22 protein-coding genes, 1 tRNA gene and 1 riboswitch are annotated in these 25,234 nt (G+C 54.9%); of the genes, 13 read left to right on the top strand and 10 right to left on the bottom strand.

Annotation, left to right across the window (positions count from 1 at the left end):
* Positions 1-2 precede the first annotated feature (2 nt).
* From H7R56_RS23220 to rpoC, 10 genes are all read left to right on the top strand, one after another.
* A tRNA-Thr gene (locus H7R56_RS23220) sits at positions 3-78 on the top strand.
* A gap of 116 nt (positions 79-194) precedes the next feature.
* The gene (tuf, locus tag H7R56_RS23215; RefSeq protein ID WP_047407352.1) at positions 195-1,379 is read left to right on the top strand and encodes an elongation factor Tu; all 1,185 of its coding nucleotides are present in this window, start codon (positions 195-197) and stop codon (positions 1,377-1,379) included.
* Between the two features lie 221 nt (positions 1,380-1,600).
* Positions 1,601-1,984, top strand: coding sequence for a preprotein translocase subunit SecE (secE, locus tag H7R56_RS23210; protein WP_064546531.1), 384 nt, complete (start codon positions 1,601-1,603; stop codon positions 1,982-1,984).
* Between the two features lies 1 nt (position 1,985).
* Entirely contained in the window at positions 1,986-2,531 is a 546-nt protein-coding gene (nusG, locus tag H7R56_RS23205; RefSeq protein ID WP_003862341.1) for a transcription termination/antitermination protein NusG, read from the top strand.
* 157 nt (positions 2,532-2,688) lie between these two features.
* Positions 2,689-3,117: a 50S ribosomal protein L11 gene (gene rplK / locus H7R56_RS23200; RefSeq protein WP_012133815.1), complete on the top strand. Its 429-nt coding sequence runs from the start codon at positions 2,689-2,691 to the stop codon at positions 3,115-3,117.
* A 3-nt stretch (positions 3,118-3,120) separates the two neighbouring features.
* Entirely contained in the window at positions 3,121-3,825 is a 705-nt protein-coding gene (rplA, locus tag H7R56_RS23195; protein WP_106930771.1) for a 50S ribosomal protein L1, read from the top strand.
* A 295-nt stretch (positions 3,826-4,120) separates the two neighbouring features.
* The gene (rplJ, locus tag H7R56_RS23190; protein ID WP_001207203.1) at positions 4,121-4,618 is read left to right on the top strand and encodes a 50S ribosomal protein L10; all 498 of its coding nucleotides are present in this window, start codon (positions 4,121-4,123) and stop codon (positions 4,616-4,618) included.
* Between the two features lie 66 nt (positions 4,619-4,684).
* Complete coding sequence (gene rplL, locus H7R56_RS23185; protein WP_006176746.1) at positions 4,685-5,050, top strand: 50S ribosomal protein L7/L12; 366 nt, start codon at positions 4,685-4,687, stop codon at positions 5,048-5,050.
* Positions 5,051-5,368: 318 nt separating this feature from the next.
* Positions 5,369-9,397 carry a DNA-directed RNA polymerase subunit beta gene (gene rpoB / locus H7R56_RS23180; RefSeq protein WP_106930769.1) on the top strand — a complete coding sequence of 1,343 codons (4,029 nt, stop codon included), beginning with the start codon at positions 5,369-5,371 and terminating at the stop codon, positions 9,395-9,397.
* A 76-nt stretch (positions 9,398-9,473) separates the two neighbouring features.
* Complete coding sequence (rpoC, locus tag H7R56_RS23175; RefSeq protein WP_106930767.1) at positions 9,474-13,697, top strand: DNA-directed RNA polymerase subunit beta'; 4,224 nt, start codon at positions 9,474-9,476, stop codon at positions 13,695-13,697.
* A 165-nt stretch (positions 13,698-13,862) separates the two neighbouring features.
* On the opposite strand, the gene H7R56_RS23170 is transcribed toward rpoC, so the two are convergent.
* The 10 genes from H7R56_RS23170 to rsd form a co-directional block, all read right to left on the bottom strand.
* A complete protein-coding gene (locus tag H7R56_RS23170; protein ID WP_035895909.1) occupies positions 13,863-14,180 on the bottom strand; it encodes a PTS lactose/cellobiose transporter subunit IIA in 318 nt (105 codons plus the stop codon).
* Positions 14,181-14,187: 7 nt separating this feature from the next.
* Positions 14,188-14,493, bottom strand: a complete 306-nt coding sequence (locus tag H7R56_RS23165) for a PTS sugar transporter subunit IIB (RefSeq protein ID WP_064546542.1) — start codon at positions 14,491-14,493, stop codon at positions 14,188-14,190.
* Between the two features lie 188 nt (positions 14,494-14,681).
* On the bottom strand, positions 14,682-16,223 hold the full coding sequence (locus tag H7R56_RS23160; RefSeq protein WP_106930765.1) for a sensor domain-containing diguanylate cyclase: 1,542 nt from the start codon (positions 16,221-16,223) through the stop codon (positions 14,682-14,684).
* 234 nt (positions 16,224-16,457) lie between these two features.
* Positions 16,458-17,588 carry a 2-iminoacetate synthase ThiH gene (gene thiH / locus H7R56_RS23155; RefSeq protein ID WP_106930763.1) on the bottom strand — a complete coding sequence of 377 codons (1,131 nt, stop codon included), beginning with the start codon at positions 17,586-17,588 and terminating at the stop codon, positions 16,458-16,460.
* Positions 17,585-18,355: a thiazole synthase gene (gene thiG / locus H7R56_RS23150; RefSeq protein WP_057102429.1), complete on the bottom strand. Its 771-nt coding sequence runs from the start codon at positions 18,353-18,355 to the stop codon at positions 17,585-17,587. The genes thiH and thiG overlap by 4 nt, the downstream gene beginning before the upstream one ends.
* A gap of 1 nt (position 18,356) precedes the next feature.
* Positions 18,357-18,557, bottom strand: a complete 201-nt coding sequence (thiS, locus tag H7R56_RS23145; protein ID WP_048214117.1) for a sulfur carrier protein ThiS — start codon at positions 18,555-18,557, stop codon at positions 18,357-18,359.
* Positions 18,538-19,296 carry a HesA/MoeB/ThiF family protein gene (locus H7R56_RS23140; RefSeq protein WP_048214116.1) on the bottom strand — a complete coding sequence of 253 codons (759 nt, stop codon included), beginning with the start codon at positions 19,294-19,296 and terminating at the stop codon, positions 18,538-18,540. The genes thiS and H7R56_RS23140 overlap by 20 nt, the downstream gene beginning before the upstream one ends.
* Entirely contained in the window at positions 19,289-19,924 is a 636-nt protein-coding gene (gene thiE / locus H7R56_RS23135) for a thiamine phosphate synthase (protein ID WP_106930761.1), read from the bottom strand. The genes H7R56_RS23140 and thiE overlap by 8 nt, the downstream gene beginning before the upstream one ends.
* A complete protein-coding gene (gene thiC / locus H7R56_RS23130) occupies positions 19,924-21,822 on the bottom strand; it encodes a phosphomethylpyrimidine synthase ThiC (protein WP_106930759.1) in 1,899 nt (632 codons plus the stop codon). The genes thiE and thiC overlap by 1 nt, the downstream gene beginning before the upstream one ends.
* An 81-nt stretch (positions 21,823-21,903) precedes the next feature.
* Positions 21,904-22,013, bottom strand: a riboswitch (TPP riboswitch).
* Positions 22,014-22,063: 50 nt separating this feature from the next.
* Positions 22,064-22,549, bottom strand: a complete 486-nt coding sequence (rsd, locus tag H7R56_RS23125; protein WP_106930757.1) for a sigma D regulator — start codon at positions 22,547-22,549, stop codon at positions 22,064-22,066.
* A gap of 97 nt (positions 22,550-22,646) precedes the next feature.
* Here rsd and nudC point away from each other — a divergent pair, with 97 nt between their 5' ends.
* The 3 genes from nudC to nfi are packed head-to-tail and all read left to right on the top strand — an operon-like array spanning position 22,647 to position 25,205.
* Entirely contained in the window at positions 22,647-23,420 is a 774-nt protein-coding gene (gene nudC, locus H7R56_RS23120; protein ID WP_106930755.1) for an NAD(+) diphosphatase, read from the top strand.
* Positions 23,421-23,460: 40 nt separating this feature from the next.
* Positions 23,461-24,525 (top strand): uroporphyrinogen decarboxylase, encoded by a 1,065-nt coding sequence (hemE, locus tag H7R56_RS23115; protein WP_106930753.1) that lies wholly within the window; start codon positions 23,461-23,463, stop codon positions 24,523-24,525.
* Entirely contained in the window at positions 24,525-25,205 is a 681-nt protein-coding gene (nfi, locus tag H7R56_RS23110; protein WP_106930751.1) for a deoxyribonuclease V, read from the top strand. Before hemE ends, nfi begins: the two co-directional genes overlap by 1 nt.
* Positions 25,206-25,234 lie beyond the last annotated feature (29 nt).

The following is a 25,234-nucleotide window of genomic DNA, read 5'->3' as shown; positions in this document are numbered from 1 at the left end:
GTGCTGATATGGCTCAGTTGGTAGAGCGCACCCTTGGTAAGGGTGAGGTCCCCAGTTCGACTCTGGGTATCAGCACCACTTCTCTTCTCCCTCCCGTTTCTCTCTGTTCAAATTCAAGCATTCAACAATTCAGGCGTTTTGTCTGGTTGATGTGGTGATATCACCGATTTATCCGTGTATTAGAGGGACTATCGATGTCTAAAGAAAAATTTGAACGTACCAAACCGCACGTCAACGTCGGTACTATCGGCCACGTTGACCATGGTAAAACTACCCTGACCGCTGCAATCACTACCGTACTGGCTAAAACCTACGGCGGTGCTGCTCGTGCATTCGACCAGATCGATAACGCGCCGGAAGAAAAAGCGCGTGGTATCACCATCAACACTTCTCACGTTGAATATGACACCCCGACTCGTCACTACGCACACGTAGACTGCCCGGGCCACGCCGACTATGTTAAAAACATGATCACCGGTGCTGCGCAGATGGATGGCGCGATCCTGGTTGTTGCTGCGACTGACGGCCCGATGCCGCAGACTCGTGAGCACATCCTGCTGGGTCGTCAGGTAGGCGTTCCGTACATCATCGTGTTCCTGAACAAATGCGACATGGTTGATGACGAAGAGCTGCTGGAACTGGTAGAAATGGAAGTTCGTGAACTTCTGTCTCAGTACGATTTCCCGGGCGACGACACGCCGATCGTTCGTGGTTCTGCTCTGAAAGCGCTGGAAGGCGACGCTGAGTGGGAAGCGAAAATCATCGAACTGGCTGGCTTCCTGGATTCTTACATTCCGGAACCAGAACGTGCTATCGATAAGCCGTTCCTGCTGCCGATCGAAGACGTATTCTCCATCTCCGGTCGTGGTACCGTTGTTACCGGTCGTGTAGAACGCGGTATCATCAAAGTTGGCGAAGAAGTTGAAATCGTTGGTATCAAAGACACCGCTAAGTCTACCTGTACCGGCGTTGAAATGTTCCGCAAACTGCTGGACGAAGGCCGTGCGGGTGAGAACGTTGGTGTTCTGCTGCGTGGTATCAAACGTGAAGAAATCGAACGTGGTCAGGTACTGGCTAAGCCGGGTTCTATCAAGCCGCACACCAAGTTCGAATCTGAAGTGTACATCCTGTCCAAAGACGAAGGCGGCCGTCATACTCCGTTCTTCAAAGGCTACCGTCCGCAGTTCTACTTCCGTACGACTGACGTGACTGGCACCATCGAACTGCCGGAAGGCGTAGAGATGGTCATGCCGGGCGACAACATCAAAATGGTTGTTACCCTGATCCACCCGATCGCGATGGACGATGGTCTGCGTTTCGCAATCCGTGAAGGCGGTCGTACCGTTGGCGCGGGCGTTGTTGCCAAAGTAATGAGCTAATTGCTGATAACATTTGACGCAATGCGCAATAAAAGGGCATCATTTGATGCCCTTTTTGTACGCTGTCGAACCAGAACCTGGCTCATCAGTGATTATCTTTGCCATAATCATTGCTGAGACAGGCTCTGTAGAGGGCGTTTAGTCCGAAACTTATTTCGGTTTGGATCGCCTCGCAATCGCGGGGTGGAAATGTTTGTAGAATACTTCTGACAGGTTGGTTTATGAGTGCGAATACCGAAGCTCAAGGGAGCGGGCGCGGCCTGGAAGCGATGAAGTGGGTCGTTGTTGCCGTATTGCTGATTGTAGCAATTGTGGGTAACTACCTTTATCGCGACATGATGCTGCCGCTGCGTGCGCTGGCCGTAGTAATTATTATTGCTGCAGCGGGTGGTGTCGCGCTGTTGACGACGAAAGGCAAAGCGACCGTTGCGTTTGCTCGTGAAGCGAGAACGGAAGTTCGTAAGGTGATTTGGCCGACTCGCCAGGAAACGCTGCACACTACGCTGATCGTTGCTGCGGTCACTGCGGTAATGTCACTGATCCTGTGGGGACTGGATGGTATTCTGGTTCGCCTGGTATCCTTTATCACTGGCCTGAGGTTCTAAGATGTCTGAAGCACCTAAAAAGCGTTGGTACGTCGTTCAGGCGTTTTCCGGTTTTGAAGGTCGTGTAGCGACTTCGCTGCGCGAGCATATCAAATTACATAATATGGAAGAGCTGTTTGGCGAAGTCATGGTGCCGACCGAAGAAGTGGTCGAAATCCGCGGCGGCCAGCGTCGCAAAAGCGAACGTAAATTCTTCCCGGGCTACGTGCTCGTTCAGATGGTGATGAACGACGCAAGCTGGCACTTGGTGCGTAGCGTTCCGCGCGTCATGGGCTTCATCGGCGGTACCTCTGACCGTCCGGCGCCAATCAGCGATAAAGAAGTCGATGCCATCATGAACCGTCTGCAGCAGGTTGGCGATAAGCCGCGTCCGAAAACGCTGTTTGAGCCGGGTGAAATGGTTCGCGTTAACGACGGTCCGTTTGCTGACTTCAACGGCGTGGTCGAAGAAGTGGATTACGAGAAGTCCCGCCTGAAAGTGTCCGTTTCTATCTTCGGTCGTGCGACCCCGGTAGAGCTGGACTTCGCTCAGGTTGAGAAAGCGTAAGACTGCGATCAAAAAAACATCGATCTAATCGTTGCATAGGGCGCGAAATTGACATACAATTTCGCGCCTTTTGTTTTTATGGGCCACGGCCTGTAAAGCGATTTTTATTCACGGGGAGCCTCCTTGAGGCGCTATTACCCAATTAGAGGATTTTAGAATGGCTAAGAAAGTCCAGGCCTACGTCAAGCTGCAGGTTGCAGCTGGTATGGCAAACCCGAGTCCGCCGGTTGGTCCTGCTCTGGGTCAACAGGGTGTTAACATCATGGAATTCTGCAAAGCGTTCAACGCGAAGACTGATTCCATCGAAAAAGGTCTGCCGATCCCGGTTGTTATCACCGTTTACGCTGACCGTTCTTTCACCTTCATTACCAAAACGCCTCCGGCAGCAGTACTGCTGAAGAAAGCGGCTGGTATTAAGTCTGGTTCCGGTAAGCCGAACAAAGACAAAGTAGGTAAAATTTCCCGCGCTCAGCTGCAGGAAATCGCGCAGACCAAAGCTGCCGACATGACTGGTGCCGACATTGAAGCGATGACTCGCTCCATCGAAGGTACTGCACGTTCCATGGGCCTGGTAGTGGAGGACTAAGAAATGGCTAAACTGACCAAGCGCATGCGTGTGATCCGTGAGAAAGTTGATGCGACCAAACAGTACGACATCAACGAAGCTATCTCTCTGCTGAAAGAACTGGCTACTGCTAAATTCAACGAAAGCGTTGACGTTGCCGTTAACCTCGGCATTGACGCTCGTAAATCTGACCAGAACGTACGTGGTGCAACTGTACTGCCGCACGGTACTGGCCGTTCTGTTCGCGTTGCCGTATTTACCCAGGGCCCGAACGCTGAAGCAGCTAAAGCTGCTGGCGCTGAGCTGGTAGGTATGGAAGATCTGGCTGACCTGATCAAAAAAGGCGAAATGAACTTCGACGTTGTTATTGCTTCCCCGGATGCAATGCGCGTTGTTGGCCAGCTGGGCCAGGTTCTGGGCCCGCGCGGCCTGATGCCAAACCCGAAAGTTGGTACCGTAACCCCTAACGTTGCTGAAGCGGTTAAGAACGCTAAAGCAGGTCAGGTTCGTTATCGTAACGACAAAAACGGCATCATCCACACCACCATCGGTAAAGTGGACTTTGACGCTGACAAACTGAAAGAAAACCTGGAAGCTCTGCTGGTTGCGCTGAAAAAAGCAAAACCGACTCAGGCGAAAGGCGTGTACATCAAGAAAGTTAGCATCTCCACCACCATGGGTGCAGGTGTTGCAGTTGACCAGGCTGGCCTGAGCGCTGCTGCAAACTAATGCCTTTACGTGGGCGGTGATTTTGTCTACAATCTTACCCCCACGTTTGCTAACAAAAGTTAGCGGCTAAAAGATTTGTTCGTTGGAGCCTGGCCTATCCAGGCCTCCGTCGAAGACCGCAGGTGTTTCGCAAGAAACTTAATCCCCTGCGTAGACGGTGACAGAACGCTAAGATTATTTTTTTAAAGTACTCTTTGGCTTGTTTCTGCTCACCGTATTAAGACGCTCTTCTCGTTGAGTAGAGTGAAGTGAGTTCCAGAGCATAAGCTCTGGCAAACATCCAGGAGCAAAGCTAATGGCTTTAAATCTTCAAGACAAACAAGCGATTGTTGCTGAAGTCAGCGAAGTAGCCAAAGGCGCGCTGTCTGCAGTAGTTGCGGATTCCCGTGGCGTAACTGTAGACAAAATGACTGAACTGCGTAAAGCAGGTCGTGAAGCTGGCGTATACATGCGTGTTGTTCGTAACACCCTGCTGCGCCGCGTCGTTGAAGGTACTCAGTTCGAGTGCCTGAAAGACACGTTTGTTGGTCCGACCCTGATTGCATACTCTATGGAACACCCGGGCGCTGCTGCTCGTCTGTTCAAAGAGTTCGCGAAAGCGAATGCAAAATTTGAGGTCAAAGCCGCAGCCTTTGAAGGTGAGTTAATCCCGGCATCGCAGATCGATCGCCTGGCAACTCTGCCGACCTACGAAGAAGCAATTGCACGCCTGATGGCAACCATGAAAGAAGCTTCGGCTGGCAAACTGGTTCGCACTCTGGCTGCTGTACGCGATGCGAAAGAAGCTGCTTAATCGCAGTTGTCTTTGTAAAGTATTTGCTTACGTATAAACTTATTCTGATTTTCAGGAACAATTTAAATGTCTATCACTAAAGATCAAATCATTGAAGCAGTTGCAGCTATGTCCGTAATGGACGTTGTAGAACTGATTTCTGCAATGGAAGAAAAATTCGGTGTTTCTGCTGCTGCTGCTGTAGCTGTAGCTGCTGGCCCGGCTGAAGCTGCTGAAGAAAAAACTGAATTCGACGTAATTCTGAAAGCTGCTGGCGCTAACAAAGTTGCTGTCATCAAAGCAGTACGTGGCGCAACTGGCCTGGGTCTGAAAGAAGCTAAAGACCTGGTAGAATCTGCTCCGGCCGCTCTGAAAGAAGGCGTGAGCAAAGATGACGCTGAAGCACTGAAAAAATCTCTGGAAGAAGCTGGCGCTGAAGTTGAAGTTAAATAAGCCAACTTTTCTAGTTGAAGCCTGAGAAATCAGGCCGATGGCTGGTGACTTTTTAGTCACCAGCCATTTTGCGCTGTATGGCGCCAGTAGCATTTCACACTGTTTGACTACTGGTTGTCCTGACAATGCACGTTTCTATCGACGACTTAATATATTGCGACAGGGTGCTCGCTCTGTGTAAATCGCAATGAAATGGTTTAAGCGTGATAGCAACAGGTATTGCGGAAAGTGTTCCATTTTCCGGTCAACAAAATAGTGTTGCACAAACTGTCTGCCCATGGACAGATGCGTCGACTTGTCAGCGAGCTGAGGAACCCTATGGTTTACTCCTATACCGAGAAAAAACGTATTCGTAAGGATTTTGGTAAACGTCCGCAAGTACTGGATGTCCCATATCTCCTTTCTATCCAGCTTGACTCGTTCCAGAAGTTTATCGAGCAAGATCCTGAAGGCCAGTATGGTCTGGAAGCGGCTTTCCGTTCCGTATTCCCGATTAAAAGCTACAGCGGTAATTCCGAGCTGCAATACGTCAGCTACCGTCTGGGCGAGCCTGTCTTTGACGTTCAGGAATGTCAGATCCGTGGCGTGACCTATTCCGCACCGCTGCGCGTCAAACTGCGTCTGGTGATCTACGAGCGCGAAGCGCCGGAAGGCACCGTAAAAGACATTAAAGAACAAGAAGTCTACATGGGCGAAATTCCGCTCATGACCGACAACGGTACCTTTGTTATCAACGGTACTGAGCGTGTTATCGTTTCTCAGCTGCACCGTAGCCCAGGCGTCTTCTTTGACTCCGATAAAGGTAAAACCCACTCTTCGGGTAAAGTGCTGTATAACGCGCGCATCATTCCTTACCGTGGTTCCTGGCTGGACTTCGAATTCGATCCGAAGGACAACCTGTTCGTACGTATCGACCGTCGCCGTAAACTGCCTGCGACCATCATTCTGCGTGCGCTGAACTACACCACTGAGCAGATCCTTGACCTGTTCTTTGAAAAAGTCGTTTTCGAGATTCGCGACAACAAGCTGCAGATGGAGCTGATTCCAGAGCGTCTGCGTGGCGAAACTGCGTCGTTTGATATCGAAGCCAACGGTAAAGTGTACGTTGAAAAAGGTCGCCGTATTACTGCGCGCCACATTCGCCAGCTGGAAAAAGACGATATCAAACATATCGAAGTTCCGGTTGAGTACATCGCTGGCAAAGTCGCTTCTAAAGACTACGTTGACGAATCCACCGGCGAGCTGATCTGCCCGGCGAACATGGAGCTGAGCCTGGATCTGCTGGCTAAGCTGAGCCAGTCTGGCCACAAGCGTATCGAAACGCTGTTCACCAACGATCTGGACCACGGTGCGTACATTTCTGAAACGATTCGCGTCGACCCAACTAACGATCGCCTGAGCGCGCTGGTAGAAATCTACCGTATGATGCGCCCGGGTGAGCCGCCGACTCGTGAAGCGGCTGAAAGCCTGTTTGAGAACCTGTTCTTCTCCGAAGACCGCTATGACCTGTCTGCGGTTGGTCGTATGAAGTTCAACCGTTCTCTGCTGCGTGACGAGATCGAAGGTTCCGGTATCCTGAGCAAAGACGACATCATCGAAGTGATGAAGAAGCTCATCGATATCCGTAACGGTAAAGGCGAAGTCGATGATATCGACCACCTCGGCAACCGTCGTATCCGTTCCGTAGGCGAAATGGCGGAAAACCAATTCCGCGTTGGCCTGGTACGTGTTGAGCGTGCGGTGAAAGAGCGTCTGTCTCTGGGCGATCTCGATACCCTGATGCCTCAGGATATGATCAACGCTAAGCCGATTTCCGCAGCAGTGAAAGAGTTCTTCGGCTCCAGCCAGCTGTCTCAGTTTATGGACCAGAACAACCCGCTGTCTGAGATTACGCACAAACGTCGTATCTCCGCACTCGGCCCGGGCGGTCTGACCCGTGAACGCGCAGGCTTCGAAGTTCGAGACGTACACCCGACTCACTACGGTCGCGTATGTCCAATCGAAACGCCTGAAGGTCCAAACATCGGTCTGATCAACTCCCTGTCCGTGTACGCACAGACTAACGAATACGGCTTCCTTGAGACTCCGTACCGTAAAGTGACCGACGGTGTTGTCACCGATGAAATTCATTACCTGTCTGCTATTGAAGAAGGCAACTACGTTATCGCTCAGGCGAACTCCAACCTGGATGACGAAGGCCACTTTGTAGAAGACCTGGTAACTTGCCGTAGCAAAGGCGAATCCAGCTTGTTCAGCCGCGACCAGGTTGACTACATGGACGTATCCACCCAGCAGGTGGTATCCGTCGGTGCGTCCCTGATCCCGTTCCTGGAACACGATGACGCCAACCGTGCATTGATGGGTGCGAACATGCAACGTCAGGCGGTTCCGACTCTGCGCGCTGATAAGCCGCTGGTTGGTACCGGTATGGAACGTGCTGTTGCCGTTGACTCCGGTGTTACTGCAGTTGCTAAGCGTGGCGGTACCGTTCAGTACGTCGACGCATCCCGTATCGTTATCAAAGTTAACGAAGACGAGATGTATCCGGGCGAAGCGGGTATCGACATCTACAACCTGACCAAATACACCCGTTCTAACCAGAACACCTGTATTAACCAGATGCCTTGCGTGTCTCTGGGTGAGCCAATCGAGCGCGGCGACGTGCTGGCAGATGGCCCGTCCACCGACCTGGGTGAACTGGCGCTGGGTCAGAACATGCGCGTGGCATTCATGCCATGGAACGGTTACAACTTCGAAGACTCCATCCTCGTATCCGAGCGTGTTGTTCAGGAAGACCGTTTCACCACCATCCACATTCAGGAACTGGCGTGTGTGTCCCGTGACACCAAGCTGGGGCCGGAAGAGATCACCGCTGACATCCCGAACGTGGGTGAAGCTGCGCTCTCCAAACTGGATGAATCCGGTATCGTTTACATTGGTGCAGAAGTCACCGGTGGCGACATTCTGGTTGGTAAGGTAACGCCGAAAGGTGAAACCCAGCTGACGCCAGAAGAGAAGCTGCTGCGTGCTATCTTCGGTGAGAAAGCGTCTGACGTTAAAGACTCTTCCCTGCGCGTACCAAACAGCGTTTCCGGTACTGTTATCGACGTTCAGGTCTTTACTCGCGATGGCGTAGAAAAAGACAAACGTGCGCTGGAAATCGAAGAGATGCAGCTGAAGCAGGCTAAGAAAGACCTGTCTGAAGAACTGCAGATCCTCGAAGCTGGCCTGTTCAGCCGTATCTACGCTGTGCTGGTTGCCGGTGGTGTTGAAGCTGAGAAGCTCGACAAGCTGCCGCGCGATCGCTGGTTAGAACTCGGCCTGACCGACGAAGAGAAACAGAATCAGCTGGAACAGCTGGCTGAACAGTACGACGAACTGAAGCACGAGTTTGAGAAAAAACTCGAAGCGAAACGCCGCAAAATCACCCAAGGCGACGATCTGGCACCGGGCGTGCTGAAGATTGTTAAGGTATACCTGGCCGTTAAACGCCGTATCCAGCCTGGTGACAAAATGGCAGGTCGTCACGGTAACAAGGGTGTAATTTCTAAGATCAACCCGATCGAAGATATGCCGCACGATGCTAACGGTACGCCGGTAGATATCGTACTGAACCCGCTGGGCGTACCATCGCGTATGAACATCGGTCAGATCCTTGAAACCCACCTGGGTATGGCTGCGAAAGGTATCGGCGATAAGATCAACGCCATGCTGAAACAGCAGCAGGAAGTCGCGAAACTGCGCGAATTCATCCAGCGTGCTTACGATCTGGGTACCGACGTTCGTCAGAAAGTCGACCTGAACACCTTCACCGATGATGAAGTGCTGCGTCTGGCTGAAAACCTGAAGAAAGGTATGCCAATCGCAACGCCGGTATTCGATGGTGCGAAAGAAGCGGAAATTAAAGAACTGCTGCAACTGGGTGGTCTGCCATCTTCTGGTCAGATTACCCTGTTCGACGGCCGTACCGGTGAACAGTTCGAGCGTCAGGTAACCGTAGGTTACATGTACATGCTGAAACTGAACCACCTGGTCGACGACAAAATGCACGCGCGTTCTACCGGTTCTTACAGCCTGGTTACTCAGCAGCCGCTGGGTGGTAAGGCGCAGTTCGGTGGTCAGCGCTTCGGGGAGATGGAAGTGTGGGCGCTGGAAGCATACGGCGCCGCCTACACCCTGCAGGAAATGCTCACCGTTAAGTCTGATGACGTGAACGGCCGTACTAAGATGTATAAGAACATCGTAGATGGCAACCATCAGATGGAACCGGGCATGCCGGAATCCTTCAACGTACTGTTGAAAGAAATCCGCTCGCTGGGCATCAACATCGAACTGGAAGACGAGTAATCCTCGCTCAAACAGGTCACTGCTGCCGGGGTAACCCCCGGCAGTGGATTGTGCTAACTCCGACGGGAGCAAATCCGTGAAAGATTTATTAAAGTTTCTGAAAGCGCAGACTAAAACCGAAGAGTTTGATGCGATCAAAATTGCTCTGGCTTCGCCAGACATGATCCGTTCATGGTCTTTCGGTGAAGTTAAAAAGCCGGAAACCATCAACTACCGTACGTTCAAACCTGAGCGTGACGGCCTTTTCTGCGCCCGTATCTTTGGGCCGGTAAAAGATTACGAGTGCCTGTGCGGTAAGTACAAGCGCCTGAAACACCGCGGTGTGATCTGTGAGAAGTGCGGCGTTGAAGTGACCCAAACCAAAGTGCGTCGTGAGCGCATGGGCCACATCGAGCTGGCATGTCCGACTGCCCACATCTGGTTCCTGAAATCGCTGCCGTCCCGTATCGGTCTGCTGCTCGATATGCCACTGCGTGATATCGAACGCGTACTTTACTTCGAATCTTATGTGGTTATCGAAGGCGGTATGACCAACCTGGAACGTCAACAGATCCTGACTGAAGAGCAGTATCTGGACGCGCTGGAAGAGTTCGGTGACGAATTCGACGCGAAGATGGGTGCGGAAGCTATCCAGGCCCTGCTGAAAAGCATGGATCTGGAGCAAGAGTGTGAAACTCTGCGCGAAGAGCTGAACGAAACCAACTCCGAAACCAAGCGTAAAAAGCTGACCAAGCGTATCAAGCTGCTGGAAGCGTTCGTACAGTCTGGTAACAAACCAGAGTGGATGATCCTGACCGTTCTGCCGGTTCTGCCGCCAGATCTGCGTCCGCTGGTTCCGCTGGATGGTGGTCGTTTCGCAACGTCGGATCTGAACGATCTGTATCGTCGCGTCATTAACCGTAACAACCGTCTGAAACGTCTGCTGGATCTGGCTGCGCCGGACATCATCGTTCGCAACGAAAAACGTATGCTGCAGGAAGCGGTCGACGCCCTGCTGGATAACGGTCGTCGCGGTCGTGCGATCACCGGTTCTAACAAACGTCCTCTGAAATCTTTGGCCGACATGATCAAAGGTAAACAGGGTCGTTTCCGTCAGAACCTGCTCGGTAAGCGTGTTGACTACTCCGGTCGTTCTGTTATCACCGTAGGTCCATACCTGCGTCTGCATCAGTGCGGTCTGCCGAAGAAAATGGCGCTGGAGCTGTTCAAACCATTCATCTACGGCAAGCTGGAACTGCGTGGCCTGGCCACCACCATCAAAGCCGCGAAGAAAATGGTTGAGCGCGAAGAAGCTGTCGTTTGGGATATCCTGGACGAAGTTATCCGCGAACACCCGGTCATGCTGAACCGTGCACCAACACTGCACCGTCTGGGCATCCAGGCGTTTGAACCGGTACTGATCGAAGGTAAAGCTATCCAGCTGCACCCGCTGGTTTGTGCGGCATATAACGCCGACTTCGATGGTGACCAGATGGCTGTTCACGTACCGCTGACGCTGGAAGCCCAGCTGGAAGCGCGTGCGCTGATGATGTCTACCAACAACATCCTGTCTCCAGCGAACGGCGAGCCAATCATCGTTCCGTCTCAGGACGTGGTATTGGGTCTGTACTACATGACCCGTGACAAAATCAATGCCAAAGGCGAAGGCATGGTGCTGACTGGCCCGAAAGAAGCGGAACGTCTGTACCGCTCTGGCCAGGCTGAACTGCACGCTCGCGTTAAAGTTCGTATCACTGAATACGAAAAAGACGAGAACGGCGAGTTCGTAGCCAAAACCACCCTGAAAGACACTACCGTTGGTCGTGCCATTCTGTGGATGATCGTACCTAAAGGTCTGCCGTTCACTATCGTGAACCAGCCGCTGGGTAAAAAAGCGATCTCCAAAATGCTGAACACCTGTTACCGCATTCTGGGCCTGAAACCGACCGTTATCTTTGCTGACCAGACCATGTACACCGGCTTTGCGTATGCAGCCCGTTCTGGTGCGTCTGTTGGTATCGATGACATGGTTATCCCAGAGAAGAAATACGAGATCATCTCTGAAGCGGAAGCCGAAGTTGCTGAGATCCAGGAGCAGTTCCAGTCTGGTCTGGTTACCGCGGGCGAACGCTATAACAAAGTTATCGATATCTGGGCCGCGGCGAACGATCGTGTATCCAAAGCGATGATGGACAACCTGCAAACTGAAACCGTGATTAACCGTAACGGCGAAGAAGAGCAGCAGGTTTCCTTTAACAGCATCTACATGATGGCCGACTCCGGTGCGCGTGGTTCTGCAGCACAGATTCGTCAGCTGGCAGGTATGCGTGGTCTGATGGCGAAGCCGGATGGCTCCATCATCGAAACGCCAATCACCGCGAACTTCCGTGAAGGTCTGAACGTACTCCAGTACTTCATCTCCACCCACGGTGCGCGTAAAGGTCTGGCGGATACCGCACTGAAAACAGCGAACTCCGGTTATCTGACGCGTCGTCTGGTTGACGTGGCACAGGACCTGGTTGTTACTGAAGACGATTGCGGCACGCTGGAAGGCATCACCATGACCCCGGTTATCGAGGGTGGTGACGTTAAAGAGCCGCTGCGCGATCGCGTACTGGGTCGTGTAACCGCTGAAGACGTTCTGAAGCCGGGTACGGCGGATATCCTGGTTCCACGCAACACCCTGCTGAACGAACAGTGGTGTGACCTGCTGGAAACCAACTCCGTTGACTCCGTCAAAGTACGTTCCGTTGTATCCTGTGACACCGACTTTGGTGTATGTGCGCACTGCTACGGTCGTGACCTGGCGCGTGGCCACATCATCAACAAAGGTGAGGCTATCGGCGTTATCGCGGCACAGTCCATCGGTGAGCCGGGTACACAGCTGACGATGCGTACGTTCCACATCGGTGGTGCGGCATCTCGTGCGGCTGCTGAATCCAGCATCCAGGTGAAAAACAAAGGTAGCATTAAGCTCAGCAACGCGAAGTCGGTTGTGAACTCCAGCGGTAAACTGGTTATCACTTCCCGTAACACCGAGCTGAAGCTGATCGACGAATTCGGTCGTACCAAAGAGAGCTATAAAGTGCCTTACGGCTCTGTTATGGCGAAAGGTGATGGCGAACAGGTTGCCGGCGGCGAAACCGTTGCAAACTGGGATCCGCACACCATGCCGGTTATCACCGAAGTAAGCGGTTTTGTTCGCTTCACTGACATGATCGACGGCCAGACCATTACTCGTCAGACCGACGAGCTGACCGGCCTGTCTTCTCTGGTGGTTCTGGATTCTGCAGAGCGTACTGCCGGTGGTAAAGACCTGCGTCCGGCGCTGAAAATTGTTGATGCCCAGGGCAACGACGTTCTGATCCCAGGCACCGATATGCCTGCTCAGTACTTCCTGCCGGGCAAAGCGATTGTTCAGCTGGACGATGGCGTTCAGATCAGTTCTGGTGACACCCTGGCCCGTGTTCCGCAGGAATCCGGCGGTACCAAGGACATCACCGGTGGTCTGCCGCGCGTTGCCGACCTGTTCGAAGCACGTCGTCCGAAAGAGCCGGCAATCCTGGCTGAAATCAGCGGTATCATTTCCTTCGGTAAAGAAACCAAAGGTAAACGTCGTCTGGTTATCACCCCGGTAGACGGTAGCGATCCGTACGAAGAGATGATTCCGAAATGGCGTCAGCTCAACGTGTTCGAAGGTGAACGTGTAGAACGTGGTGACGTGGTTTCCGACGGTCCGGAAGCACCGCACGACATCCTGCGTCTGCGTGGCGTACATGCTGTAACTCGTTACATCGTTAACGAAGTGCAGGACGTATACCGTCTGCAAGGCGTTAAGATTAACGATAAGCACATCGAAGTTATCGTTCGTCAGATGCTGCGTAAAGCCACCATCGAAAGCGCGGGTAGCTCCGACTTCCTGGAAGGCGAGCAGGTTGAATACTCCCGCGTCAAGATCGCCAACCGCGAACTGGAAGCGAACGGCAAAGTGGGTGCAACCTTCTCCCGCGATCTGCTGGGTATTACCAAAGCGTCTCTGGCAACCGAGTCGTTCATCTCTGCGGCCTCGTTCCAGGAGACCACGCGTGTCCTGACCGAAGCAGCTGTTGCGGGCAAACGCGACGAACTGCGCGGCCTGAAAGAGAACGTTATCGTGGGTCGTCTGATCCCGGCCGGTACCGGTTATGCGTACCACCAGGATCGCATCCGTCGCCGCGCGGCGGGTGAAGTTTCTGTCGCGCCGCAGGTTAGCGCTGAAGAAGCGACCGCGAGCCTGGCAGAGCTGCTGAACGCAGGTCTGGGCGGTTCCGACAACGACTAATCGTTCACGCTAGTGCGATAAGTTGAAAAGGCCACTCTTCGGAGTGGCCTTTTTTATTGCCGCTCCGTAATTGCCGGATGGCGGCTTCGCCTTATCCGGCCTACAAATGCTACAAATGCAAAAGGCACCCTGGTGGGTGCCTTTTTTTATTCCGTCATCGTGCGTTTAGCTCACCAGAGGAATACGGCGGTACAGTTCAATCATGTCGGTGGCCAGATCCTGGATAACCATCGCATTCATCAGGTGATCCTGAGAATGAACGGTAATCAGGTTAACCGGCAGCTTGCCCGTGCCTTCATCGATGCCGATCAGCTGCGTCTGGATACCGTGTGCCAGCTTCACGAACTCGCGGGACTCTTCCATCGCTTTTTCTGCGCCTTCGAAGTCACCCTTACGCGCGAGCTGCAGCGCGGTTAATGCGGAGCTACGTGCGGCACCGGCGTTCACCAGCAGTTCCATGATGATTGATTCTAAATCTTCCACGTCTTCCTCACTCCATTAACTTAAGGGCTTTCTCAAGCACGACATCGCCTTTCATCATGCCGTAATCCATCATATCGATGACCGCGACTTTCTTGCCCAGCGGGTCGGCCAGCGCCTGTAGCTTAGCCTGCTCATACTTGACCTGTGGGCCGAGCAGAACGATGTCTGCCTCGTTGATATTCGCTTTGAATTCGGCCACCGGTACGGCTTTAATTGAGACTTCAACCCCTTTTTTCTGAGCTGCGTCCTTCATGCGTTGAACCAGCATGCTGGTGGACATACCTGCAGCGCAGCATAAAACGATATTCTTCATAATGCTCCCTCATGACCCGTGATTAACCATGTTTATCGCGAGCTGAAACGATCAACAACCGCTTTGCAGCGATTGTGTGTAAGGCATCACAAAGATTGTCGCAAAAGTCTGAAACCGGTTACATTTTTTAGCGTGGCGCAAAGACAAAAAAACCCGTAGCGCGGGTCTTTCGTTATCGAGGGGGAAAGTCAGGAGGTTGAGGTACGTTCGATGCGATTTTTCCCCTGGCGTTTGGCGCGATAAAGCGCTTCGTCAACGCTCGAGACCAGGTGATCCAACGTCTCCATATGCCATTCGCCCAGCCCGGCGCTGAAGGTGACATGCAGGCCTTCTTCACGCCATGACCGGTTAGCCACGTTCAACCGCCATAGCTCCAGCAGGGCGGCGGCTTCGGCAACGTGTTCGGCGGTGAAAATAACCGCAAACTCTTCGCCACCGTAGCGATACAACGATAGACCATGCGCCTGCAGGATAGCGATCCCTTCACGGGCAACGCTGCGCAGGACAATATCCCCGCTCAGATGACCCCAGGTATCGTTAATGGATTTGAAGTTATCGATATCGACCAGCGCGAGTGCGAACGACTGTCGCTCGTTCATCAGCTTAGCGATGTCGGTATCGAAGGCCCAGCGGTTCTTACAGCCGGTCAGCGAGTCGACGGTCGCCTGGCGCACGTAGGCCCGCTCGCGCGCTTTATTCGTCTCAATCGCTTTATGCAGCATCACCTCCAGGCCCGGCGCTCGTTGGGTATCACCTGTCTTGATGGCGTTAATGATATTCATCAGGATGCCGCGTGAGGCGTGCCGCAGGTACAGGCCGAAGGTAATGATAATCAGACCTGCCAGCGCGAAGCCCCACGAGATGATGATACTTTCATGCTGCGCCAGCATGCTGAGGGTATGGCCGGAAACTTTATAGATCACAAACCAGTCAGGGTTGGTGAAGGAATAGTAGTAATACCAGGTACGGCTGGGTTTATCGAACACTTCTCCTTCGCCAGCGGTCATGCCGTTAAGCAGTTGTTCAGACACGACCGTCTGGAACAGCTTGCCGCTGTCCGGATGCAGCAGCGCCTGTCCCTGGCGGTTGACGATGAAGAACTCGCCTTGCACCGGCGAGCGCATCTGCCGCAGCGTATGGCTCATGGCGGTGAGATCAAAGTGGAACGCCAGCGTGCCTTTTAGTTTGCCGTCGGTCGAAATAACCGGTTTTGCCAGCGTCACGGTCTGTTGCTGCGTGAAGAAATCGGTGTAGGGCTGGGTATAGCGGCTGAAGATCCCGACATCGCCCTGATGCACGAACCACGGGCGGGTTGAGGCATCAAAAACCGGCGCATTCGGGCGCTCAATCGCCTGCGGTGCGCGCAGGTAATGGCCTTGCGTATCGGCGATCGACAGCGAAGAGACGGTGGGCATCATGGACAGCAGCTGCATCATGGATTGCAGCCCTTGCTCGGGGTCGATATTGACGAGTCTGTTCAGCTCATCATTACGGGCTAAAAAGGTTGTCGCACGCCCCAGAATATAATCGTTTTCATGCAGAATGGATTCCGTGTAATTGACCGCAAGGTTATGGGTGAAATTGCGGTTAATACTGTGATAATCACGAATAATATCATTGCGTTGAATGATAGTGACCAGCGTGGCAATAATCACAAAGCACAGGATAATGCCGGCAAAACTGATAAAAATAGGCGCTGTAAACGACAGCCGCCTGCTGTGAGAACTCATCATGGTTTCCATTCCCGGAGTGAATTGCAGAAAACCAGAGAGAGCAGGTACCGCAATCGTATACACATATTTATGACTCAATAATTATACTTTATCGATGTAAACATGAGTATTTAATCTATATGTATAGATTAAATTGCTAGTAAATACCGTTTTTTATGAAATATTCGTTTGTTAGGATTGGGTGAAGGGCGGCGCTTGAAGCACGTCGCCCTGAATCAGTGTAGCTCACTTTTAGCGCGGTGCGCTTCGTCCGAGCCAACTGTCCCAGTCTTTCCATACCGGCTGTAGCCCGCGCGCGGTTAACGCGTTGGCGACTTCGGCAGGGGTTCTGGCATCGTGCGGCGAGAACTGTTCCAGTTCCGGGCGATCGTCGGCGTAGCCGCCGGGCTGGGTTTTGGAAAAGGCGCTGACGTTATTGATGGCTAGCGGGATCACGCGGTCACGGAACCAGGGAGACTCGCGGGTGGACAGCGATAGTTCGGTATCCGGTGAGAACAGACGAAAGGCGCAAATCGTCTGTACCAGCTGCCGTTCATCCATCAGCGATGCCGGCTCGATGCCGCCCGCGCAGGGCCGCAGACGCGGGAAGGAGATTGAATAGCGGCTTTTCCAGTAGCGCTGCTGAAGCCACATCAGGTGCTCGGCGACCATAAAACAGTCGACCCGCCAGCTGTCAGACAGGCCTATCAGCGCACCGAGGCCAATTTTATCCATGCCTGCCTGGCCCAAACGGTCCGGCGTATCGAGACGCCAGAAAAAGTCCTGCTTTTTGCCTTTCAGGTGATGCTGAGCGTACATTCCTTCGTGATAGGTCTCCTGATAAACCATCACGCCATCCAGCCCCAGCGCCTTCAGCTCGGCGTATTCCTCGGTCGCCAGCGGCTGAACTTCCATGTGCAGTGACGCAAACTGTCGGCGAATAGCCGGAAGGTGGCGGCGAAAATAGTCCATCCCGACTTTTGCCTGATGTTCACCGGTGACCAGCAGCAGATGCTCAAAACCCAGCTCACGGATGGCCGTGCACTCCCGAGCAATTTCTGCGTTATCCAGCGTTTTACGCTTGATACGGTTGCTCATTGAGAAACCGCAGTAGGTGCAGTCGTTGGCGCAGAGATTTGAGAGATACAGCGGAACGTAAAAGCTCACGGTGTTGCCAAAGCGCTGACGGGTGAGCTTCTGCGCCCGCTGTGCCAGCGGCTCCAGATAGTCGGCGGCGGCAGGCGAGAGCAGCGCCATCAAATCATCGCGGCTAAGCTGCGAAGCGTTGAGGGCGCGTTCCACGTCAGCGGCGGTTTTCCCGTTGATACGCAGGCGGATGTCGTCCCACTCCAGCTGTCGCCAGCGGTCGGTGAAGGTATTCATGCCAGTGCCTCCAGAAATCCCGTCAACGGGCTGGTGGCCTGCGCGAGCGAGCTTTTGCTGCCGGGGACGGCCTGGCGCGCCAGAAGGCCCGCTTCAACCGCCAGACGGAAAGCGGTGGCCATCATCACCGGATCGTCCGCCACGGCAATCGCCGTGTTGACCAGCACCGCGTCGGCGCCCATTTCCAGCGCCTGCGTGGCGTGGCTGGGGACGCCGATGCCTGCATCAACGACCACCGGCACGGTCGCCTGTTGGATAATAATCTCCAGCATCGCTTTGGTTTCCAGCCCCTGGTTGGAGCCGATAGGCGCGCCGAGCGGCATCACCGCCGCGCAGCCCACGTCTTCCAGCCGCTTGCACAGTACCGGATCCGCGCCGCAGTAGGGCAGCACCACAAAGCCCTGTTTCACCAGCGCTTCGGCAGCTTTTAGCGTTTCAATCGGATCCGGCAATAGCCAGCGGGCATCCGGGTGGATTTCTAATTTCAGCCAGTTTGTGCCCAGCGCTTCACGCGCCAGTTGGGCGGCGAAAATCGCCTCTTCAGCGGTTTTCGCTCCGGAGGTGTTAGGCAGCAGCGTCACGCCCGCGTCGATAAGCGGGGCCAGAATGGCATCGTTATGCTGGCGCAAATCCACGCGCTTCATCGCCAGCGTCACCAGCTGGCTGCCGGAGGCGCGAATCGCCTCGACCATCAGCTGCGATGAGGCAAATTTTCCGGTACCGGTGAACAGATGTGAATCAAACGTTTTGTCGGCAATACGTAACATATCAACCCCCTGCAATAACCTGAAAAAGCAGGATCTGGTCGCCTTCCTGCACGATGTGCTGCTGCCACTGCTCGCGCGGCAGGATCTGCTGATTGAGCGCCAGCGCCGCGCCCGGTTTGAGCTGATTAAGCTCGGTGAGCAGCCCGCTGACGGTTTGTCCCTCGGCGCACTGCATCGGCTCATCATTGAACTGAATCTGCATGTTGCCCTCCGCATACCGGGCAGCCATTGGCCCGACGCAGCGCAAGGCTGCGCCACTGGCTGGTTTTACCGTCAAACAGGCGTAACTCGCCGCTGGGCGTCGCAATGCCGCTAAGCAGTTTGATGGCTTCCAGCGCCTGCAAGGTGCCCATCACGCCGACAACCGGGCCGACGATACCGGCGGTACGGCAGTTGCGCTCAGGTTCGACATCATCCGGCCACAGGCAGCGGTAACAACCTTGTTCCCACGGTGGCGTGAGCACCATCAACTGGCCGCCGAAACCGACGGCGCTGGCGGTCACCAAAGGCGTATTCAGCGACACGCAGGCGGCGTTAATTTCCTGACGCGTGGCCATGTTGTCGGTACAGTCGAGCACCACGTCGGCCCGCTCGACAGCGTGCCGCAGCGCATCGCCCGTCAGCCGCTGCTCAAGGACGACCAGCTCGCTGTCCGGGTTAAGACGCGCCAGATGGCGTTCCGCCGCCAGCGCTTTCGGGCGAGCAATGTCGTCGGTGGTGAACAATATTTGCCGTTGCAGATTGCTCAGATGAACGTCGTCATCGTCCGCCAGCGTCAGCGTGCCGACGCCCGCTCCCGCCAGATACAGCGCGGCAGGCGAGCCTAATCCGCCCAGACCGACAATCAGTACATGGCTGTCGAGCAGCTTTTGTTGGCCCTCAATAGCGATATCGCCGAGCAGGATCTGCCGGCTGTAACGCATAAAGTCGCGGTCATTCATCGCCGACTCCCGCTATGTCGAGCAGCTGCGCTGTGGCTGCCTGCCAGTCAGCCGCCTGGGTAATGGCGCTGACCACGGCAATGCTGCCGACGCCGGTTGCCAGCACTGCGGGCGCACGTTCCAGGCTGATGCCGCCAATGGCGACGGTCGGGTAATCTGCCAGTCGGTTAATATGGCTTGCCAGCTGCGTCAGCCCCTGCGGGGCGGAAGGCATCTGCTTGGTTTGCGTGGGGAAGACGTGGCCGAGTGCGATATAAGAAGGCTTAGCCGCCAGCGCGACGTCGATCTCCATATCATCGTGAGTGGAGACACCCAGGCGCAGCCCCGCCGCCTGAATCGCCGTCAGATCGGTGGTTTCAAGATCTTCCTGGCCCAGATGCACGCCGTAAGCGTTGTGCTTAATCGCCAGCCGCCAGTAGTCGTTGATAAACAGACGGGCGTCATAGCGACGCCCCAGTTCAATGGCGGCCATGACGTCGGCTTCGACCTCTTCATCACGCTTATCTTTAATGCGCAGTTGGATCGTGCGCACGCCCGCCTGCAGCAGGCGTTCAATCCACGCCACGCTCTCCACCACCGGGTAAAGCCCGAGGCGGAACGGCACGGTCGGGAAATCAGGCTGGTACATTATGCCTCCTCTTTTTTGAGGTAGATTTCACCGCCTTTGGCGCGGAAGTTCTCCGACATATCTGCCATTCCCACTTCAATAGTCTGCGCGGCGGCGTAGTCGCGTACTTCCTGGCTGATTTTCATTGAGCAGAACTTCGGCCCGCACATCGAGCAGAAATGGGCGACTTTGCCGGACTCCTGCGGCAGGGTTTCATCGTGATAAGCGCGGGCAGTGAACGGGTCGAGCGCGAGGTTAAACTGGTCTTCCCAGCGGAATTCGAAGCGCGCTTTCGACATCGCGTTGTCGCGGATCTGCGCACCCGGGTGCCCCTTCGCCAGGTCGGCGGCGTGGGCGGCAATCTTGTAGGTAATCAGCCCTTGCTTCACGTCTTCTTTGTTCGGCAGGCCGAGGTGCTCTTTTGGCGTCACGTAGCACAGCATCGCGCAGCCAAACCAGCCGATCATCGCCGCGCCAATGCCGGAGGTGAAGTGGTCATAGCCCGGCGCGATATCTGTCGTCAACGGCCCTAAGGTGTAGAACGGCGCTTCGTGGCAGCTCTCCAGCTCTTCGGTCATGTTGCGCTGGATCATATGCATCGGCACATGCCCTGGGCCTTCAATCATCACCTGCACGTCGTATTCCCAGGCGATTTTGGTCAGCTCGCCCAGCGTATGCAGTTCGGAGAACTGCGCTTCGTCGTTGGCATCCTGAATCGAACCCGGGCGCAGGCCGTCACCGAGAGAGAGCGAGACGTCGTAGGCGGCGCAGATTTCACAAATTTCGCGGAAATGTTCAAACAGGAAGTTTTCTTTGTGATGCGAGAGGCACCATTTCGCCATAATTGAACCGCCGCGCGAGACAATTCCGGTCAGGCGTTTAGCGGTCATCGGCACGTAGCGCAGCAGTACGCCCGCATGGATAGTGAAGTAGTCCACGCCCTGTTCGGCCTGTTCCAGCAACGTATCGCGGAACGCTTCCCAGGTGAGATCTTCGGCGATCCCATTGACCTTCTCCAGCGCCTGGTAGATCGGTACGGTGCCGATCGGCACCGGGCTGTTACGCAGGATCCACTCGCGGGTTTCGTGAATATAGCGACCGGTGGAGAGGTCCATCACCGTATCTGCGCCCCAGCGGGTCGACCACACCAGTTTTTCGACCTCTTCTTCGATAGAGGAAGTGACCGCCGAGTTACCGATGTTGGCATTCACCTTCACCAGGAAGTTGCGGCCGATGATCATCGGCTCGGATTCCGGGTGGTTGATGTTGGCGGGAATAATCGCCCGGCCCGCAGCGACTTCATCACGCACGAATTCCGGGGTGATATTTTCCGGCAGACGCGCGCCAAAGTTCATCCCCGGATGCTGGTGGCGCAGCACTTCACTACGAATACGCTCGCGGCCCATATTTTCACGGATGGCGATAAACTCCATCTCCGGCGTGACGATCCCCTGACGGGCGTAGTGCAGCTGGGTCGCGCGCTTACCGGCTTTGGCGCGCTTTGGCGTCAGCAGGCCGCTGAAACGCAGCTCGTCCAGGCCATCGTCGGCCAGGCGCTCTTTGGTGTAAGCGGAGCTGCGGTCGTCTAATTCTTCGCTGTCGTTACGCGCCGCAATCCACGGCTGGCGCAGTTTCGCCAGACCCTGCTGGACGTTAATTGCCACGTCAGGATCGCCATACGGCCCGGAGGTGTCGTACACCGGCACGGCTTCGTTGTCTTCAAATTGCGGGTTGTCTTTGCTGCCGCCAATCAGCGTCGGGCTCAGCTGGATTTCGCGCATCGGAATGCGGATATCCGGCTGCGAACCGGTAATATAAATGCGTTTTGAGTTAGGGAAGGCGGTCCCTTCCAGGGTATCGATAAAGTGTTGGGCTTGCGCGCGCTGTTCGCGGCGTGATGGTTTAGTAGTGGCAGACATAGCTCATTCCAAAAAAGTAAGGACGTGGCTTGTCAGACGACGGATGAAGCAAGAGAGGCGATCGCCCAGGGGCGATACGGTTGTAGATTGACTCTTGTTCCCTTCGCAGGTCTTAACCTGATCAGGTTCCGCGGATCCCGAATTAACGGTCTCAGCCCGTGCTTGCGCACTGGGCACTCCGACAAGAAGTAACCTCAGATGAGAGGTAATGAATGTAAACTACTCGTTAATGCAGTAAATCTCAAGCCGGGCGTTTCATTTCGCCCCCGTCGAGCGCATTAAACGTCAGCATGATGAGCTGATCTTCCAGTAAAAAACGTGCCTCCAGCGCTTCGCCAATATCAGACAGCGCCTGCTGGAAGGCATAAACGTTATCCTGGTCGATGGCGTTTTCCAGCGTGGAATCGTAGTAGTCCATAATTTGCTGGGTGTTAGCATCCAGCAGCGGCCAGATTTTTCCGGCGTTTAAAAGCGGACTCTCGCCTTCCATTTTATGGATAATGCGTTCATAAATACTGAAATGACCGGCAGAAAGGTAATCGACCAGACGCTGACAAAAGTCATCCAGCGCTTTCTCGTTAAGACGCATGAACGATTCTTTGCCAGGCTTAAGGCCAACCAGATTGTAGTAAGCCACGAGCAGGTGCTTACGAATATTCAGCCAGCGGTCGACCAGTCTATGGTGTCCTTTTACACGCTCTGTCAGGCTCTCTAACTGGTTTAACATAGGTTGACTCCCGCATCGGTAAGTGAAAATCTGCTCACGTCAATATGTAAATATTATGTTAATAACATGCCTGTGAAGCAAAGGTAGCGCAAGAGATATGGATCGTATAATTGAAAAATCGGATCGCGGCTGGTGGATCGTTAGTCACGAACAAAAATTATGGCTGCCGGCAGGCGAATTACCATATGGCGAAGCGGTAAATTTCGATCTTGTGGGTCAGCGCGCACTGCGGATTGGTGAATGGCAAGGGGAGCCGGTCTGGCTGGTTCAGCAGGCGCGCCGTCATGATATGGGGTCGGTTCGCCAGGTGCTCGATCAGGACGTTGGGCTGTTCCAGCTGGCCGGGCGCGGCGTGCAGCTGGCGGAGTTTTACCGCTCGCATAAATTCTGCGGCTATTGCGGTCACACAATGCACCCAAGTAAAACGGAATGGGCGATGCTGTGCAGCCACTGCCGTGAACGCTACTACCCGCAAATCGCCCCCTGCATTATTGTTGCTATTCGTCGTGATGATTCCATTCTGCTGGCCCAGCACGTTCGCCATCGCAACGGCGTGCATACCGTGCTGGCCGGTTTTGTTGAAGTGGGCGAAACCTTAGAGCAGGCGGTGGCGCGTGAAGTGATGGAAGAGAGCGGCATCACGGTGAAAAACCTGCGCTACATTACCTCGCAGCCGTGGCCGTTCCCGCAGTCGCTGATGACGGCGTTTATGGCGGAATACGACAGCGGCGACATCGTCATCGACCCGAAAGAGCTGCTCAATGCCAACTGGTATCGCTATGACGACCTTCCGCTTTTACCGCCGCCGGGCACCGTGGCGCGTCGGCTGATTGAAGATACGGTGGCAATGTGTCGGGCCGACTACGACTGACATGTTACAATGGGCGCATCAACGCTAAAGGAATGTAAAAATGACCGAACTGAAGAACGATCGTTATCTGCGTGCGCTGCTGCGCCAGCCCGTTGATGTGACCCCGGTATGGATGATGCGCCAGGCGGGCCGCTATTTACCGGAGTACAAAGCTACGCGCGCGCAGGCAGGGGACTTTATGTCGCTGTGTAAAAACGCAGAGCTGGCCTGCGAGGTGACGCTGCAGCCGCTGCGCCGCTTCCCGCTGGATGCGGCGATCCTCTTCTCGGATATTCTGACCATTCCCGATGCAATGGGGCTGGGGCTGTACTTCGAAGCCGGGGAAGGTCCGCGCTTTACCTCGCCCATCACCCGCAAAGCCGATGTGGAAAAGCTGCCGATTCCGGATCCGGAGGGGGAGCTGGGCTACGTCATGAACGCGGTGCGCACCATCCGCCGTGAGCTGAAGGGTGAAGTCCCGCTGATCGGCTTTTCCGGCAGCCCGTGGACGCTGGCGACCTACATGGTGGAAGGCGGTAGCAGCAAAGCCTTCACCGTGATTAAAAAGATGATGTATGCCGATCCGCAGGCGCTGCATCTGCTGCTGGATAAGCTGGCGCAGAGCGTCACGCTGTACCTGAACGCGCAGATCAAAGCCGGCGCGCAGTCGGTGATGATCTTTGACACCTGGGGCGGGGTGTTGACCGGGCGCGACTATCAGCAGTTCTCGCTGTACTACATGCACAAAATCGTTGATGGCCTGCTGCGTGAAAATGACGGTCGCCGCGTACCGGTGACGTTGTTCACCAAGGGCGGCGGTCAGTGGCTGGAAGCGATGGCGGAAACCGGCTGCGATGCGCTGGGCCTCGACTGGACGACCGATATCGCCGATGCGCGCCGTCGCGTGGGCCATAAAGTGGCGCTACAGGGCAATATGGACCCATCCATGCTCTATGCGCCAGCGGCGCGCATTGAAGAAGAAGTGGCGACGATTCTGGCCGGTTTTGGTCAGGGCGAAGGCCACGTCTTCAATCTGGGCCACGGCATTCATCAGGACGTGCCGCCGGAACACGCGGGCGTCTTTGTTGAAGCGGTGCACCGTCTGTCGGCGCCGTATCACCGCTAATGGATCTCGCGTCGCTGCGCGCGCAGCAGCTTGAACTGGCCTCTTCAGCGATCCGCGAGGATCGCCTGCAAAACGATCCGCCGGATCTGATCGGCGGGGCGGACGTGGGCTTTGAGCAGGGCGGCGAAGTGACGCGGGCCGCGATGGTTTTACTGAAATACCCTTCGCTGGAGCTGGTTGAATACCAGGTGGCGCGCATCGCCACGACCATGCCTTACATTCCAGGCTTTCTCTCCTTTCGTGAAACTCCCGCGTTGATGGCCGCCTGGCAGCAGCTCTCGCACAAGCCCGATCTGCTGTTCGTTGACGGTCACGGCATCTCTCACCCGCGCCGTCTGGGCGTCGCCAGCCATTTTGGCCTGCTGGTGGATGTGCCGACGATTGGCGTGGCGAAGAAACGCTTGTGCGGCCAGTTTGAGCCGCTCGCTGCCGAACCCGGAGCGTTAGCGCCGTTGCTGGATAAAGGCGAACAGCTGGCATGGGTCTGGCGCAGCAAAGCGCGCTGTAACCCGTTGTTTATCTCCACGGGCCACCGCGTGAGTCTGGATAGCGCGCTGGCGTGGGTACAACGCTGCATGAACGGCTATCGCCTGCCGGAACCTACGCGCTGGGCAGATGCGGTGGCATCTGAACGCCCGGCTTTTACACGGCTTGCAGCAAAAATGCCCCATATCGGGTAAACTGCGTCTAATTTCCGTATTTGAGAGCT

Origin of the sequence: Klebsiella sp. WP3-W18-ESBL-02 (assembly GCF_014168815.1) — a bacterium.
Classification (GTDB): domain Bacteria; phylum Pseudomonadota; class Gammaproteobacteria; order Enterobacterales; family Enterobacteriaceae; genus Kluyvera; species Kluyvera ascorbata_B.
The sequence above is the reverse complement of the archived record's forward strand: the minus strand, read 5'-3'. Positions and strand labels throughout refer to the sequence as shown.